The organism is Paraburkholderia sp. SIMBA_054, from assembly GCF_046534875.1.
GTDB lineage: Bacteria > Pseudomonadota > Gammaproteobacteria > Burkholderiales > Burkholderiaceae > Paraburkholderia > Paraburkholderia hospita.
In genome coordinates, this window is record NZ_JAWRXV010000022.1 from 32284 (window position 1) to 47126 (window position 14843).

At 60.6% G+C, this 14843-nt stretch carries 15 protein-coding genes and 1 pseudogene; 12 read left to right on the forward strand and 4 right to left on the reverse strand.

Annotated elements, in window-relative coordinates; all coding sequences use genetic code 11:
* Positions 1-22 precede the first annotated feature (22 nt).
* Entirely contained in the window at positions 23-1114 is a 1092-nt protein-coding gene (locus SB822_RS25595) for a phosphotriesterase (RefSeq protein WP_410855909.1), read from the reverse strand.
* 369 nt (positions 1115-1483) lie between these two features.
* Here SB822_RS25595 and SB822_RS25600 point away from each other — a divergent pair, with 369 nt between their 5' ends.
* The 7 genes from SB822_RS25600 to SB822_RS25630 all read left to right on the forward strand — a co-directional run bounded on the left by SB822_RS25600 (position 1484) and on the right by SB822_RS25630 (position 7756).
* Positions 1484-2500, forward strand: coding sequence for a LacI family DNA-binding transcriptional regulator (locus SB822_RS25600; protein WP_007738342.1), 1017 nt, complete (start codon positions 1484-1486; stop codon positions 2498-2500).
* Between the two features lie 70 nt (positions 2501-2570).
* Positions 2571-3479 carry a substrate-binding domain-containing protein gene (locus tag SB822_RS25605; protein ID WP_410855977.1) on the forward strand — a complete coding sequence of 303 codons (909 nt, stop codon included), beginning with the start codon at positions 2571-2573 and terminating at the stop codon, positions 3477-3479.
* Positions 3480-3499: 20 nt separating this feature from the next.
* Complete coding sequence (locus SB822_RS25610) at positions 3500-4267, forward strand: ATP-binding cassette domain-containing protein (protein WP_236674335.1); 768 nt, start codon at positions 3500-3502, stop codon at positions 4265-4267.
* On the forward strand, positions 4264-5262 hold the full coding sequence (locus SB822_RS25615; RefSeq protein ID WP_007584491.1) for an ABC transporter permease: 999 nt from the start codon (positions 4264-4266) through the stop codon (positions 5260-5262). Before SB822_RS25610 ends, SB822_RS25615 begins: the two co-directional genes overlap by 4 nt.
* Before the next feature lie 16 nt (positions 5263-5278).
* Entirely contained in the window at positions 5279-5935 is a 657-nt protein-coding gene (locus SB822_RS25620) for a TenA family protein (RefSeq protein ID WP_410855910.1), read from the forward strand.
* Positions 5936-6026: 91 nt separating this feature from the next.
* The gene (locus tag SB822_RS25625) at positions 6027-6803 is read left to right on the forward strand and encodes a BtpA/SgcQ family protein (RefSeq protein ID WP_410855911.1); all 777 of its coding nucleotides are present in this window, start codon (positions 6027-6029) and stop codon (positions 6801-6803) included.
* Complete coding sequence (locus tag SB822_RS25630; RefSeq protein WP_079491223.1) at positions 6800-7756, forward strand: ribokinase; 957 nt, start codon at positions 6800-6802, stop codon at positions 7754-7756. The genes SB822_RS25625 and SB822_RS25630 overlap by 4 nt, the downstream gene beginning before the upstream one ends.
* A 75-nt stretch (positions 7757-7831) precedes the next feature.
* Here the strand turns inward: SB822_RS25630 and SB822_RS25635 are convergent.
* Positions 7832-7972 (reverse strand): annotated as a pseudogene (locus tag SB822_RS25635) (IS6 family transposase); the annotation flags it as partial.
* Between the two features lie 706 nt (positions 7973-8678).
* Between SB822_RS25635 and SB822_RS25640 the strand changes: the two are divergent.
* The 3 genes from SB822_RS25640 to SB822_RS25650 all read left to right on the forward strand — a co-directional run bounded on the left by SB822_RS25640 (position 8679) and on the right by SB822_RS25650 (position 10331).
* Positions 8679-8951 (forward strand): hypothetical protein, encoded by a 273-nt coding sequence (locus SB822_RS25640; protein WP_007738330.1) that lies wholly within the window; start codon positions 8679-8681, stop codon positions 8949-8951.
* Positions 8952-8994: 43 nt separating this feature from the next.
* Complete coding sequence (locus SB822_RS25645; protein ID WP_410855912.1) at positions 8995-9369, forward strand: HicB family protein; 375 nt, start codon at positions 8995-8997, stop codon at positions 9367-9369.
* Positions 9370-10124: 755 nt separating this feature from the next.
* On the forward strand, positions 10125-10331 hold the full coding sequence (locus SB822_RS25650; protein WP_007584503.1) for a hypothetical protein: 207 nt from the start codon (positions 10125-10127) through the stop codon (positions 10329-10331).
* Positions 10332-10696: 365 nt separating this feature from the next.
* Here the strand turns inward: SB822_RS25650 and SB822_RS25655 are convergent, their stop codons facing one another.
* Positions 10697-10855: a hypothetical protein gene (locus SB822_RS25655; RefSeq protein WP_158660551.1), complete on the reverse strand. Its 159-nt coding sequence runs from the start codon at positions 10853-10855 to the stop codon at positions 10697-10699.
* Between the two features lie 714 nt (positions 10856-11569).
* Here SB822_RS25655 and SB822_RS25660 point away from each other — a divergent pair.
* Complete coding sequence (locus SB822_RS25660; protein WP_094298329.1) at positions 11570-12160, forward strand: YSC84-related protein; 591 nt, start codon at positions 11570-11572, stop codon at positions 12158-12160.
* Between the two features lie 94 nt (positions 12161-12254).
* Complete coding sequence (locus SB822_RS25665) at positions 12255-13082, forward strand: PRC-barrel domain-containing protein (RefSeq protein WP_410855913.1); 828 nt, start codon at positions 12255-12257, stop codon at positions 13080-13082.
* Positions 13083-13233: 151 nt separating this feature from the next.
* Here the strand turns inward: SB822_RS25665 and SB822_RS25670 are convergent, their stop codons facing one another.
* The gene (locus SB822_RS25670) at positions 13234-13953 is read right to left on the reverse strand and encodes a Crp/Fnr family transcriptional regulator (protein WP_007738321.1); all 720 of its coding nucleotides are present in this window, start codon (positions 13951-13953) and stop codon (positions 13234-13236) included.
* Positions 13954-14843: the final 890 nt, after the last annotated feature.

Consider the following 14843-nt stretch of genomic DNA (forward strand, 5'->3'; position numbering starts at 1 on the left):
ATTTCCTTGCGCAGGGTGATCGTTAGCTGGCGTTCGCGCGGCTCCAGAACACGCGCGCTGGATTGGCCGCCAGCAGCGTTTCGATCTGCGCGTCGGTCACGCCATGCCGTTTCAGGCGCGGCACGAAGTGCTCGAGAATGTACCCGTAACCAAAGCCGCCGTAGCGGGTGAGCATCATCTTCAGAAATACGTCCTGCGAAAGCAGCACCCGGTCTGCATAACCGGCGTCGATCAGCGCGCGGATCGCCCGCGCGTTTTCCTCATCCGAAGGCGACTGTGCCTGTTCGTCCGCGTAGTAGTAGTCCATGCCGATCATGTCGTATTCGAGCCACGCGCCGCGCTGCGCCAGCGAGTGCTGGTAAGCGACGTCGTAGAGGCTTGGATTCATATGACACAGCACCGTGTGCTGCACATCTGCGCCTTCCGCTTCGACAATGTCGAGCACCCGGTGACCATGCCGCACCCAGCCCGGAAGATGCACCGACAACGGCACGCGGGTCGCGGCGCTCGCGCGCGCGGCGGCGCGCAGCGACTTTTCTTCTTCGGCGGTAAATGCCGCGGACACGCCGATTTCGCCGATCAGGCCGGAGGCCACCTCCGGTTTGCGTTCGAGCGCGCCCACCTCGAACATCAACAGTTCGGCGAGTTCTTCGACTGAACGCTCCCGTACATAGGCCGGATGCGAGGGTTCGAGGTAAAAGCCCGTCGACATCACAATATGCAGGCCGGTGCGGCGCGCGATCTGCCGCAGTGCCGCCGGGTCGCGCCCGATCCCGATATTGGTCGGGTCGACCACGGTCGCGCCGCCCAGCTCGCGAAATTTAAGCAACTCTTCGACGGCAAGATCGACGTCGACAAGCCGGCAGTTGTCGCGATTCATTAGCGGATTCATGCGCAACGCGCCGAGTATCCCGATGTGGACTTTCTGTTCGCCGATATGGCCTGCCGCGCAACATGCGGGCGGCACCCATTTGTTCGACGCATCGATCAGGATGTGCTCGTGCATCAGCGTGATGCCCATCTCGCTGACGGGCACCCGTCCCAGGACGGTCATCACATAGCCGCTGTCGACGCCGACGGTCGGCTGGAGCCGGGTAGATTCGGACACTGTCATCGTGTGCCTCGCGTGTGCCCATGTTGCCGCCGGGCAGTCCTGGCAGGTGGGCCAAAGTTAATTAACGCGCATCAAAGTAAAGCGCTTTACTAGAAATTATGTCGATTCAAGCCTGGCTGTCAACGAAATCAAAAAAAGACGGTTGGAAATGTATGAGCACACACGGTGAACACCTGAACACCATTTTGGTGCTTGTTTATAGGTATTTTCCACACGAATCACTGAGCAGGTCAGGCTGCATTTCGCATGCGGAAAAATTTTGGCAAGGCGCTTGACAATCGAAATATGGTTGCATTCAATCAAGTAAAGCGCTTTACAAGTCCGAAGCGCAGCAACCAGCCATCTGATGAATTTTCCTGTGAGGTACGCGTGACGCAACGCCGTTTCATACCGGGTTTGAAGGACGTGGCACGCACAGCGGGCGTTTCGATGACCACCGTGTCGCGCTACCTGAACGCGGACCTCGTGCTGCCGCCCGACACCGCGCAACGCGTCGACACGGCGATCCGCCAGCTCGGCTACGTGCCGAACCCACATGCGCGCAGTCTCGGCCGCGGGCGTTCGGACACGATCGGCCTCGTCATACCGACCATCGCCAACCCGTTCTTCGCGCTGCTCGCTGCCGCCGTCGAGGAGGCAGCCGAAGCGAAGGGCTTAGGCGTGCTGCTAAACGCGACGTCGAACAATGCGAGCCGCGAATTGCAGCACGTGGCGCGGATGCGGCGCAACCAGGTGAGCGGCCTGCTGTTCGTCAGCGCGCATTACCACACCCCCGAACTGGTCCAGGCGCTGAACGACACGCGCGGCCTCGTGCTGATAGACGAAGACATTCCGGGCGTGCACAGCGCGAAGGTGCTGTACGACAACTATCGCGGCGGCTGGCTGGCCGGCGAGCACTTCGTCGAACACGGCCATCGGCGCATTGCATTCATCGGCGGCCCGTCGGAACTTGCGAGCACGCGCGACCGCTTTGCCGGCTTGCGCGATGCGGCCGCGCAGGCGGACGCCGAAGTCACGTTCGAAATGTACGGGGCTTATGCCGCCGCGCACGGCGAGGACGCGGCGCGCGCGCTGTTGAGTCTCGGGCGACCGCCGACCGCCGTATTCGTATCGAGCGGCGAAATCATGATCGGCCTGCTCGACGCGCTGCATCGCGCCGGCGTGGCGGTGCCCGAACGTCTGTCGCTGATCGTGTTCGACGACGCAGGCCCTTTGCATCTGTTCGATCCGCCGTTGACCGCGATCCGCCAACCGATCGCGGAGCTGGGCGCGCGTGCCGTGGAACTGATGCTCGCCGCTTCGCACGGCGACCCCGCAGAAACCGAAGTCCGTCTTCCGGTGGAGCTCGTGAAACGGGCTTCCGTGGCTCCGCCGGCATCCGTCTGATTGCTGCCCGTACTCTGGAGGAGTTATGAACAAGGCACTACGTTTTGCGTTTAGCTGTTCCGTTGCGCTAATGGGCCTCGCGAGCTTCAGCGCGCCTGCGCCTGCAGCCGGCACGCCGACTTACGCGCTGATCGTGATCAACCAGCAGGCGGCTTTCTTCAACCAGATGCGCGCCGGCGCCGAGGAGGAGGCGAAGAAGCGCGGCGTCAAGCTAGTCGTGTTCAACGCCAATGACGTGTCTTCAGCGCAGGTCAACGCGATCGACGACTACGTACAGCAGAAAGTCGACGGTATCGTGGTCGATGCGATCGACGTGAACGCGGTGCGCGGTGCGATCCGCAACGCAACTGCCGCGGGGATTCCGGTGGTGGGACTCGACGCTGTGCTGCCGCCGGGCCCGCAGAAGGCGCAGGTCGCCGTGGACAATACGGTCGGCTCGAAGGAGCTGGCGGCGCGCTACCTGGACTACGTCGCAAAGAACCCGCAAGGCAGCGCGCATATCGGCATCGTTGGCGCGCTGAGTTCGGTGATCCAGAACACGCGCCAGAAGATCTTCCAGGACGTGATCGCGGCGAGCGGAAAGGTGACGGTGGCCGGTGTGGTCGACGGCCAGAACACTCAGGATATCGCGCTTTCGGCAGCCGAAAACCTGCTGACCGCCAACCCCGACCTCGACGCCATCTACGCGACCGGCGAGCCGGCCATGCTGGGTGCGATCGCCGCGGTGCAGGCGCAAGGGCGCGCCGACAAGGTGAAGGTGATCGGCTGGGACCTCGCGCCGGAAGTGATTCGCGGCATCGACCGCGGCGTGGTGCTCGGCGTGCTGCAGCAGGATCCCCCCGCGATGGGCCGCGCGGCGATCGCGCAGATCGATAACGCGCACAGCGGCAAGCCGGTGCAGCAGGTGGTGATGACGCCGGTGACCTACGTGACGAAGGCGAACGTCGGCGCGTATCGCAACCTCTTTGCGGCGAAATGACCATGCAGGCGCTCATCACTATGAAGCCATCCCCGACCGCCGCAGCCGCCAGGCCGCGCGTGCCGATTCTCGCGATGAAGGGCATTCGCAAATCGTTCGGCTCGTTTCCCGCGTTGCGCGGCATCGATCTCGATCTTTACGCCGGCGAATGCGTCGGCCTGATCGGCGACAACGCGGCCGGCAAATCGACGTTGACCAAGGTGATGGCAGGCACCTATTTGCCCGACGCCGGCACGATTCACATCGAAGGCAACGAAGTGCGCTTCACTGGACCGGCCGACGCGCGGGCCCGTCACATCGAAATGGTCTATCAGGATCTGAGCCTGTGCGACACCGTCGATGTGGTCGGCAACCTGTATCTCGGGCGCGAACTGTGCAAGGGCGGCATGCTGCAGCACAAGCGCATGCTGGCCGAAGCGCGCACGCTGCTCGACCGGCTCAAGATTCGCATTCCGAACCTGAGCAACACCGTTGAGCAGTTGTCGGGCGGGCAACGGCAGTCGATCGCGATCGCGCGCGCCGCGTCGTTTTCACCGCGCGTGCTGATCATGGACGAACCCACGTCGGCGCTCGCCGTCGCAGAAGTCGATGCGGTGCTCGACCTGATCAATCGCGTCAAGGCGCAGGGAGTGGCCGTCGTGCTGATTACGCACCGGCTGCAGGATCTGTTCCGGGTCTGCGACCGGATCGCCGTGATGTACGAAGGCACCAAGGTTGCCGAGCGGCAGCTCGACGAGACCAGCCTCGAAGAACTGGTTCAGCTGATTGTCGGAAGGAGACACGGATGAGCACCACGCCTTATACCGAGCGCGAATTCGGCTCGCGCTCGCGCGACTACTTTGCCAATCACGCGCAGGTGCTGTCGATTGCCGGTTTTTTTGTCGGATGTTGCGTGGTGTTTGCGCTCGGCAGCAACACGTTTCTGACCACCGGCAATGCGCTAAACGTGTTGCGTCAGCTAGCGCCGATTCTGGTGGTGGCGATTGCGATGACCTTCGTCATCACGACCGGCGGCATTGATCTGTCGGTCGGCTCGATGGCGGCGCTGACCAACGCGCTGGTCGCGATCCTGATCCAGCATGGCGTGCCGTGGCCTGCTGCGATGCTCGCGATCCTCGCGCTCGGCGGCGCTATCGGCTGGCTGCAAGGATGGATTTCGGCCAGCCAGGCCATACCGTCCTTCATCGTGACGCTGGCCACCATGTCGACGCTGCGCGGCATTGCGCTCTATTCGACCAAGGGCTTTTCAGTGCCAATCGAATCGGGCACGGGCTTCGACTTCATCGGCACCGGCATGCTGTTCGACGTTCCGGTGCCGGCATTGATCGCGGTGATCGTATGCGTGCTCGGCTACGTGTATCTGAACCGCGGTCGCTATGGCCGACGCGTGGTCGCGGTCGGCGCGAATGCCGAAGCTGCGCGGCGAGCCGGCATGCCGACGCTGCGCATCAAGAGTTCGGTGTTCCTGCTGACCGGTCTCGCCTCCGCGGCGGCGGGGTTGATTCTCGCGTCGCGGCTCGGCTCGGGCTCGTCGAATGCGGCGGTGGGCTTCGAGCTGGATGTGATCGCGGCGGTTGTGCTGGGCGGCACGTCGCTGATGGGCGGCCGCGCCACCATCACCGGCACGATCCTTGGCTCACTAACCATCGCGGTGATCGGCAACGGGCTGATTCTGATGCACATCTCGCCGTTCTTCACGCAGATCATCACCGGCGTGATCATTCTCGGCGCGATCTGGTTGAACACCCGGATGTTCGGCCGCTACAAATCGTCAAAGAAATAGCGAGGGCTTCTTTTAGATGACTACGCAACATTCAACGACTCACACGGAACGTCTGCTCGCGGCCAATGCCGGCCCGTGGCAGGCCATGCAGGAGCACCGGTTTGTGGTCGACATCGAGCGCAACCGTTTGCCGGTAGACACGTTCAACCGTTACCTGGCGTATGAAGGGCGATTCGTCGAAACCGCCATCGGGATATTCGGCCATGCGCTGATCAAGGCGCCAGCGATCGCGCAGAAACACTGGCTGATCGGCGTGCTGAACGCATTGTCCACCGAGCAGGTGCCATATTTCGACCGTACCTTCGCAGCGCTCGCGTTGCCGGCGCCACGCAGCGATGCGCGGCTGCCTGCCTGTGTCACTGCATTCGATACCGGCATGCTCGAAATCGCGCAGCAAGGCCGGTACGAAGACGTGATCGTCGCGATGCTGACGGCGGAATGGATGTATGGCACCTGGTGCACGCGCGCGAACCGGACGCCGCACGACAACGGCTACATACGCGACTGGGTCGCACTGCATGCGGATGCTACGTTCAATGCCCAGGTGCAATGGCTGAAAGCACAGGTGAACGGCTGGAGCGCGGAGCAGTTCGATTTCGAGCGCAGCAGCGCGATCTTTGCGAAGGTGCTCGCCCTGGAAATCGATTTTCACAGTGCCTGTTACGAAGTCTGACGACTATTGCGGATACGATCAAATGAGCACACAACCCGTTTTCAAGCAAAAACCCAACGCGATCGAAGGCCTGTTCGGCAGACGTAAGGCAGTGATCGGCGTGATCCACTGTTTGCCGCTGCCCGGCGCGCCGCACTATGAAGGCCAGCCGATCGAGGAGCTCGTCGACTATGCGGTCAATGAAGCAAAAGCCTATGCACAGGGCGGCCTGGACGGCATCATCGTCGAGAACCACGGCGACATTCCGTTCGCCAAACCCGAGGACCTCGGGCCCGAAACCGCCGCGGCGATGGCCGTGATTGCCGACGCGGTGCGGCGCGCAGTCGGGCTGCCGATCGGCATTAACGTGCTGGCCAACGGCGCCATCCAGGCGCTCGCTGTGGCCAAAGCCGCCGGCGCGTCGTTCGTGCGGGTGAACCAGTGGGCCAATGCCTACGTGGCCAACGAAGGCTTTATCGAAGGGCCGGCGGCGCTGGCCACGCGCTATCGCGCCCGTTTGTGCGCACAGAACATCAAGATCGTCGCGGACGTGCACGTTAAACATGGCGCGCACGCGATCACGGCGGACCGCTCGCTCGCTGAACTCGCGCGTGACGTCGAATTTTTTGATGCGGATGCCGCGATCGTGACCGGTCAGCGTACCGGCGATTCCGCCACGATGGATGAACTGCAGGCTATTGCAAAGGGCACCTCGCTGCCGGTGATGATCGGCTCGGGTGTGAATCCGTCGAACGTCGGCGAGCTGTTTACCGTCGCCGATGCGGTGATCATCGCCAGCTTTCTGAAACGCGATGGCGTGTGGTGGAATCCGGTCGACCGCGAGCGGGTCGACGTGTTCATGAAGGAAGCCGTGAAGGCACGCTTATGAAGCGGCTGTTCGTGGTTGGCAACGCGGTGGCGGATCTTACCTTTCTGGTGGAGCGCGCGCCGCGCGCGGGCGAATCGTTGCTGGCGGTGGCCGTGCAGCGTGCGCCGGGCGGCAAGGGTCTGAACCAGGCGGTGGCCGCGCATCGCGCAGGGGCGGCAGTGGTGTTTCACGCAGCCATCGGCAACGATGCGGAGGGAACGGGCATCCGCAAGCGGCTCGAAGCCGAACAGATGCATGCGTTGCGCATGGTCAGCTGCGGCGTCGCGACAGACATGTCGGTCGTCATCGTCAGCCGCAGCGGCGAAAATTCCATCGTGACGGCCGCTGGCTGCACGCGTGCGCTCGATACACCGCAGGTGGTCGCGCAGATTGCTGATATCGACGCAGGCGATACGCTGCTGATGCAAGGCAATCTGTCGCTCGACTGCACGCTCAGTGTGATCGAACATGCACGCGAAAGGGGCGCGGTGGTCATTATCAACGCGGCGCCGTGGTGCTGGCCGGATACGTCGGCGCTCGAGCGTTGCACGGGGGTGATCGCCAACGAGGGCGAGATTCGCGACATCTCCGGCATTGACGAGCCCGAGCAAGCGGCGCGCTGGCTGCTGGCGCGGGGGCCTGAATGGGTAGTCGTCACCCTTGGCGCACGCGGCGCATTGCTGGTGCGTGCCGACCAGGCGGTGCATCTGCCGGCGTTGCCGGTGGTGGCAGTCGACACGTCGGGTGCCGGTGATGTGTTTTGCGGCGTGCTGGCGGCGATGCTTTCGCAGGCTGCGCCGTTGCTGCCGGCAATCGGCTGCGCGCAACGGGCTGCTGCGCTGGCCGTCGAGCGGCACGGCACCTTTGCGTCGATTCCGGCCGCCATCGAGATGCGGCAGATGATGCAGGCGGTGTCCAGCGAACCGTCCGAGGCAGCTTGTGCCGCAACTGGAGCACTCGCGGCGGGGCGATGAGCGGCGCGCCGGAGGTTTTGTCGCAGTAAGGCTCGCGCAGTAAAGTCGAATCGATATACAAAGTACTGCTTCCGTTGCCAGCTCATAGAATTGATCGGCAGCGGACGGATGATAACCTCGAGCACACTTCATCTGTCCTTTGCCGATCATGTGCATTAATTCGATGCCGCCCAGAAGGATCCGCGTACAGCGAAAAGTTTTGAATCCCAGCATGGGTCACTAAACGTGCCATTGATTAGTCGAATTCTCGAATACGATGCATTAGGCGAGCAGTGTCATTCACCAGATCGGTTTGGAAGGCCCGTCAATTGGGAATCGCGGCTCAGAGCTCTTTTGCATCGTCTCGGTGTGTATCCAGGAGCAAAAATTTCCATACCTTCGCTAGAACGCGGAATCTCGAAAAAATAGTGCGTACATGATTTTTCACAGCGTGGAAAGTCGACCTGCTACCTGCGCCGTTATTGGCGAGTATCAACTGAAGTAAATTGACCTGCCTGTTCAAAGAACTGCGACTTCCGATGATTCTGGATGGGAAAAAAGTAGGAATGCAGACGTCCTGTTGGACCAGCCGTAGGTCGGCGTGAGCGTCTTCACGCCGGAGAGCGATATGCCGCAATTGATTTCACGCGGCACGATCGACGTCACGGTCCCGATCTCGTTTCCGTCCGGTCGGCCCAGCGTTCCTGCGTATGCAAGCACGAGAACCACGCCCTGAATAAGCAGATCGCTGGACGGTCTCGCCGTCCGATGGGAGGCTGGCGAGTCGCTGGCCTCTATTTTTGCATCCGCACGATTTAGTTTGCTTTGCGGCGCCATTAAGCGCATTGTGAACTGGTTCAGATGTACCTCTGGCCGCCCCTTTTTGCGCATCCGGACAGACACAATTCAATGACGGTCAGCACCACTCACGGAGCGCGTCATCATGACCATTCCCACCATCGAATACAGAGGGTACGAGCTACGTGCGTATTCTCATCAGGAATTCCCGCTGCATCGTGACCCGTATGCCAAAGGTCCGCGTCAGTTCTCGTCCGTCGTGCGAATCGACACCATTCAGCCCAGCGAGGCCAAGGCCCGGCGCTATGTGACGTTGTTCGCTACAGCAAGTCCAACCACCGCGGGCGATGCCATCGACCTCGCGATGCAATACGGGAAGGACATCGTCGACGGCAAGGTTCAGGCGAACGGGCTCTGACGCATCGGGTTCGAGTCAGTCCGAAGCTCGAGTGGAGAATGTCATGCAGTATCCGCTTTATGTACACCGCGAAGGCGACACCAGCTTTCGCGGCAATTTTCCCGATTCCCCTCGTGCCGTTGCGCATGGCAAGTCAATGGACGAACTAAAGGTCGATGCGAAGCAGGCCGTCGAATCAATGTATGACGGTAGCGAGCAACGCATACCGGCTCAGACGTGCTGTGCGTCGGAGTCGCATGCGTCGCAAGCCATTGGCATCCAGGTCAATCTGCTGCAGCAAGTCGATCTGGCAGCAAGAGAACGTCATATGACGCGCTCGGCGTTGATCACGCTGGCTGTCGTACACGAACTTGCGGCCCGGTACGAAGGACAATTGTCCTGCGTACCGGTTTCCCAACGCGGTTTCGTGAACAGATGACATGCACGGCTGGCCGGTCGGACGGAGGCATCCATACGCCGAACGATCGCGTGTCGCGGCTTCGGGATTCTTGTCGAATTGACTCCATCAGCGGACGACACGTTTGACGTCGTTTTTCCATGGTCACGCTGAGTGGCGTCGCGTCTGTGCTTCACTATCCAGCTGCGCGAAAGCCGGGCGCAAAAGCCATGGATCAGCGAATGAAGATGTCTCATGAAATTTCTATGGTCACCTAAAATATAACTATGGTTCCGACCTCAAAGGAGGTGCCATGAGTCAGTCAATGATCAGTTTTGTAGTGGGGCTCGCGGTGGTGATGTTCGTCGCGATATTTTTAGCGGGACGGTACAGGCGGGAACACAAAAACGAACCGGTTGCCCGTTGGCTAGATACGCATCCGATGCGGGACTGGATGCGCCATAGGCACTGAATGACACAACATCCAGCTCTTGAAAGCGATGGGGCACGCGAGTGTCTCTACCGCGTATTCCATCGCTTGGCGTCAATCGGGAACGGATTGAAAAGGATGATATGACCTACGCGATGTTGGGCATCGCTGCCGTAGTGGCGCTGATGTTAGGCGTGGCGCTGTGGCGGTACAGGCGCAGCGTTATGCGGAAGCGGGAGATCCGTTGGCTGGATGAGCATCATGTATTGGACAGGCTACGCAAGCATCTGGAACCGTCGGTTGAGAAATGACACCCGCTGGGCGGATTGGCGGATTGCAATGATGGTCTTTTGAAGGAGTGGGCGAGATGACCCAGGATTACGCAGGCAGGTCGCACGATGAAGCCATGGCCGCGAGGCACAAGCAGAAGCAAAAGGCGCAGGAACAGGCTGGAGGCGAAATGGCGATAGATGGGACTGAGGCCGACGCGGAGCATAGTTGCGGTGAACTCTCCGAACGAGGAAAGCAGGTTTGGCGAAGTGGAAGCGGGATCAACGGTGGTGGGAAGGAGTAGTCGAATCGCGACGCAACGGGTACTACGGGCCACCATGATGGTTCATCATGGCGATGCTTCTGCTGGCGCGTCCCGTGGCGCCCGCGAGCGGGAGCGCTGTAGCAACGAAGGTTCCGTGCGATGCCAGCGGAGGATGCCGCGACTGTCAAGTGGATCGTTTTTCGATCCGCTTGAACGCAATCAGTAGACGCGTCACGCGCCGCGCACCGTTTGGAAGCGATGCCTGAACTGCTTCCAGCGCCGCAATACGGCCACGCCAATAGGCGAGTCCAAACGGGCCGTCAGCGGCGAGTTGCGGGATTATGCGTTCGAGGTGAGCGAGATCGTCTTCAAACTGATGATGTGACACATCGATCCTAGTGGCGTTAGATCGGAACGGCCTGGACCTCGCCATCGACGATGTCCTTGCCGAATTGCAAGGCGAGTTCGAGCGCGTCGTCGGCACGGGTCGCGGCATCACCGACATAGGCCTTTAAAATGCGCTGTACTGCAGCGCCGCTGGCCGGGACCGTTTTGATCCGCACTCAGTGCGTGCACCTTCACCTTATGTTACGCGCTGGCGGTCGTGGAATCCGTCCGGCACCGTACCGACTTCCACCGCAGCAGCGCGCACGCCGGGTATGGGTGCACTGTACCTCTGTTCTCGCCTGCGCAGTGCGGTGTTGCGCGAGCGGCCTTCCCCCCGTATGTAGCGGGCGTGTTGCCTGCGCCGCTCAAGACGATGGCGTAGGGAACCGGGGAAAATATGGCGAAACGCGGGTGCTCCTTCTGCAGATGCGGGGCAATCTGACGAGGCCGTCCCGGTCTGTTGCGAGCCGGTGGCTACAAGCCGAGCTTCGCGCACAATCTGTCGATCATGTGATGTTCGTTCAACCAGCGGATTTTCGCCCTTCGTGCCAGGCTTTGCCGATACCTGTAAAGCGAGACGGCAAACATCATCGTCATTCCGGTCAGAATGCCCCACATTGAATAGGTCATATTTTCCCTTTGGATTTGCCGTGTCCGTCACGATTGGGTGAACAGATTGGGTGAACTGGTAGCGGAAAGTTGGGCTCTAGATTTATCCCATGAGAACTATCACGAGTAGAGCCATTACGACTACACCAGGCGGCCAGCCGTTGGTTCACCGTCAAGCTCGAGCTTATCGACTGTGCAGCGGCGTGTCTGTACGCTGCCGTACCGCTTCGGCACCGGCTCTCGCGTAGCGTCGGACGCATCCGTTAACTAAGGAGACGGGTATGCAACGACGAACATTTCTCTGGGGTGTGCCGGGATCGATGATCGCGGTCAATTTGTCGCTATCCAGCTGTACGACGACGCCTGCCGGGTCCGACACCATGGGCGACCAGAAGGACAAACGCCGTACCATCGACGCAGGCGTCGACTCTACGCTCACCCGGCTCTATAACGTGGTTCCCGGCGCCCGCGAACTGGTCGGCAAGTCGAACGGTTTGCTCGTGTTTCCGACGGTTATCAATGCCGGTATCGGATTGGGCGGACAGTATGGCGAAGGCGCTCTGCGTGTCGGTGGAAAATCGGTGGGGTACTACAGCACCGCGAGTGCTTCCGTCGGCCTGCAAGCCGGCGCGCAATCGAAGGCGATCGTCTTTCTGTTCATGACCGCGGACGCACTCGATCGGTTTCGCAGCAGCGAAGGCTGGTCAGCGGGGGCTGATGCATCAGTGGCGGTATTGAAGGTCGGCGCGAACGGCAATGTCGACACGGGCACGGCAACCGGCCAGATCAACGCATTTGTACTGACGAATGGCGGCTTGATGGCCGGCGCGACGGTGGACGGTACGAAGGTGACCCGACTCAAGACGCTGTAATGGGCAATGTCGTCGCAGCGGATATTCATCCTTCGTTCGGCAATGGCGAAGGCATTCATTGATGCCGTCCCACACGTAGCAGGAGCATCGAATCATGTTGCGAAGTATCGAGAGTCTGAAGGGATGTAGGGTGGCCGCGAGCGATGGCGAAATAGGCAGTGTCGAAGAGGTCTATTTCGATCACGATGCGTGGGGTATCCGTTACCTGGTTGTCAAAACGGGAAACTGGATCGACGGGCGGCGCGTGCTGATTTCGCCTTACTCGGTCATCCGCATGGATCCGGGGGCGTTGAGCGTCCACGTCGATCTCACGCGGCAGCAGGTGAGCGACAGTCCTCCTGTCGACACTGACAAACCCGTCTCGCGTCAACACGAAGCCGAGTATCTCCGCTATTACGGTTACCCTGTGTATTGGGGCGGCGTAGACGTCTGGGGTGCGGGTAGCTATCCGGCGTTCAGCCGTGCGGTACTATCGGTTGTGTCACCGGAGACGCTCGCGCAACTCGCGTTGTTCGGCGACAAGCCGGCAGGCGACAGCCATCTGCATAGCACGGACGCGCTGGATGGTTACCACGTCGCGGCAGCCGATGGCGATATCGGGTACGTGTCGGGATTCGTTTTCGACGATGAGGCCTGGACTATTCGCTATCTCACGGTCGACACGCAAAGCTGGTGGGCGTCAAGGGAAGTGTTGCTGGCAACTGAGTGGATCTTCCTGATCGACTGGCTCGAGTCGACTGTTTCGACACAGCTGACACGCGACGCCATCAAGGATAGCCCGGACTACGACAACAGGATTCCGCTAGAGCGCGATTTCGAAACGCAGCTGTACGCGTTCTACGGCAAGGCGGGGTACTGGTCGGAGGAAAGGGCGGCATTGCGACTCAAACAAACTGGCGCAGCCGCCTCTGCGGCGCCATAAAACACGCCATGTTGCGCCAGATGGAGATATCGGCAATGAGAGCACTTGTCTATCAAGGGCCGTCGACCTTCTCCCACGCAGCAGATACGCGGGGGCTCACGGTGATCATCGAGATCCAGGGAGCGTTTTGCGGGCCGACACGGCGTAATTTCTATATGGCTTTCAGATCGGGTAACAGGCGGTCGAATTCGCGTCTCACCACGCTGTAGCACTCACATACGCGTGCTTCCAGTCGGGGGCGATCCAGAACTTCAATATGCCCGTGGCTGTAGCGGATCAGCCCCGCATCCTGCAGTTTCAACGCCGCTTCAGTGACACCGGAACGCCGCACGCCCAGCATATTGGCGATCAGTTCCTGGGTCATCTTCAGTTCGTTGGACGGCAGGCGATCTATGCTGAGCAGAAGCCAGCGACAGAGTTGCTGATCGATCGAATGATGGCGGTTGCACACGGCTGTCTGTGCCATCTGGGTGATGAGCGCCTGGGTGTAACGCAGCAGCAGCCGCTGAACCGGGCCGGCACGGCGGAACTCTTCTTTCAGAATCCGCGCATCAAGCCGGTACGCCTCGCCGGCGCTTTGCACGATCGCCCGGCTTGGCGTTGTTTCGCCACCCATGAACAGCGCAATACCAATGAGCCCCTCATTGCCGACGATCGCAATTTCCGCAGACGCGCCGTCTTCCATTACGTAGAGCAATGAGATGATCGAAGTCGTCGGAAAATAGACGTGATCGAGGCGATCACCGGATTCGTATACGACCTGCCCCAAGGGCATATCGACGCGCACCAGATGAGATGACAGCCGCGCCCACTCCGTTTCTTGCAGAACGGCGAGCAGATGATTTTTCCTTGCAGGATCCACGTTTGCCATGTACCACTCCTCGACCTCCTGCGGAAACCCCCGCGACGGTGTCGCAGCCGCGCTCTCCGCAACCTGCGGCGGCGCGGGCGCGCTCGTTCAGATTATATTCGGGCGCGTCAAACGCTGCATCGTGCCGTGTTTCTGGGGATTCTCGGGCAAAAGGGGCGGACACGGTTCAATGTGGGTGACGCCGTGGTCCTCATGACCGGCTTCTTCATGCGTCGCACGTCGACGCAGGTGCATGCCCGTACGGCACCGTACCGACGTCGGGCTCAGTCGCGCGCACCGTGTCCACAGGCGTCTTGCGTCTCGATTGCCGAAGAGTTGGCTTTCGTCCAGCAGGCGATGACAAAGGCCTTTGCAGATTGCGCGAACTTGCGGAGACGGCGCAACAATCCGCAGGCTGAAGTGCTCGAGAGTCAGGCATCGGTTAATCCTGAGCGGGGAGCGACGTATGCGCATCCAGGTCGTTGGCTCAATGGTCGTTGTCCTGGCGTTGCATTCTTCGAACGTATTTGCGGGTGTTGATCAACGCTGTGTATCCGTTCAGAGCAGCATCTGTAATTCAACGTTGGCGCGATGCCAATGCACTCCCATGGGGCGAGGGAACGGGACTGATAACGTAGCCGACCAACAGAGAAGGTGCACCCAGGATTGCCATGAGGCATATCAAAACTGTCTGGCTGACGCAAGCCGTTCGTGTTACAGGTAGTCGGGAGTACGGCGCAGGAGATCATGAAGCTACACAGGAACGCCTGTTTATTCGGCGTGTACGTCGGCCAGACGTGCGGTGTCAGTACCGATGACGGGAAGATCAATAAATCGAAGCTTTCCGCGCGTATTGACACATTCCTGATGTACTGCCGTCGCGGCTTGCGAACCGACGCAAAACGGGTCCG

Coding starts and splice junctions, on each gene's coding strand:
- SB822_RS25595 (WP_410855909.1), bottom strand. CDS start 1,114: ATGACAGTGTCCGAATCTACCCGGCTCCAGCCGACCGTCGGCGTCGAC.
- SB822_RS25605 (WP_410855977.1), top strand. CDS start 2,571: ATGGGCCTCGCGAGCTTCAGCGCGCCTGCGCCTGCAGCCGGCACGCCG.
- SB822_RS25610 (WP_236674335.1), top strand. CDS start 3,500: ATGAAGCCATCCCCGACCGCCGCAGCCGCCAGGCCGCGCGTGCCGATT.
- SB822_RS25615 (WP_007584491.1), top strand. CDS start 4,264: ATGAGCACCACGCCTTATACCGAGCGCGAATTCGGCTCGCGCTCGCGC.
- SB822_RS25620 (WP_410855910.1), top strand. CDS start 5,279: ATGACTACGCAACATTCAACGACTCACACGGAACGTCTGCTCGCGGCC.
- SB822_RS25630 (WP_079491223.1), top strand. CDS start 6,800: ATGAAGCGGCTGTTCGTGGTTGGCAACGCGGTGGCGGATCTTACCTTT.
- SB822_RS25640 (WP_007738330.1), top strand. CDS start 8,679: ATGACCATTCCCACCATCGAATACAGAGGGTACGAGCTACGTGCGTAT.
- SB822_RS25645 (WP_410855912.1), top strand. CDS start 8,995: ATGCAGTATCCGCTTTATGTACACCGCGAAGGCGACACCAGCTTTCGC.
- SB822_RS25650 (WP_007584503.1), top strand. CDS start 10,125: ATGACCCAGGATTACGCAGGCAGGTCGCACGATGAAGCCATGGCCGCG.
- SB822_RS25660 (WP_094298329.1), top strand. CDS start 11,570: ATGCAACGACGAACATTTCTCTGGGGTGTGCCGGGATCGATGATCGCG.
- SB822_RS25665 (WP_410855913.1), top strand. CDS start 12,255: ATGTTGCGAAGTATCGAGAGTCTGAAGGGATGTAGGGTGGCCGCGAGC.
- SB822_RS25670 (WP_007738321.1), bottom strand. CDS start 13,953: ATGGCAAACGTGGATCCTGCAAGGAAAAATCATCTGCTCGCCGTTCTG.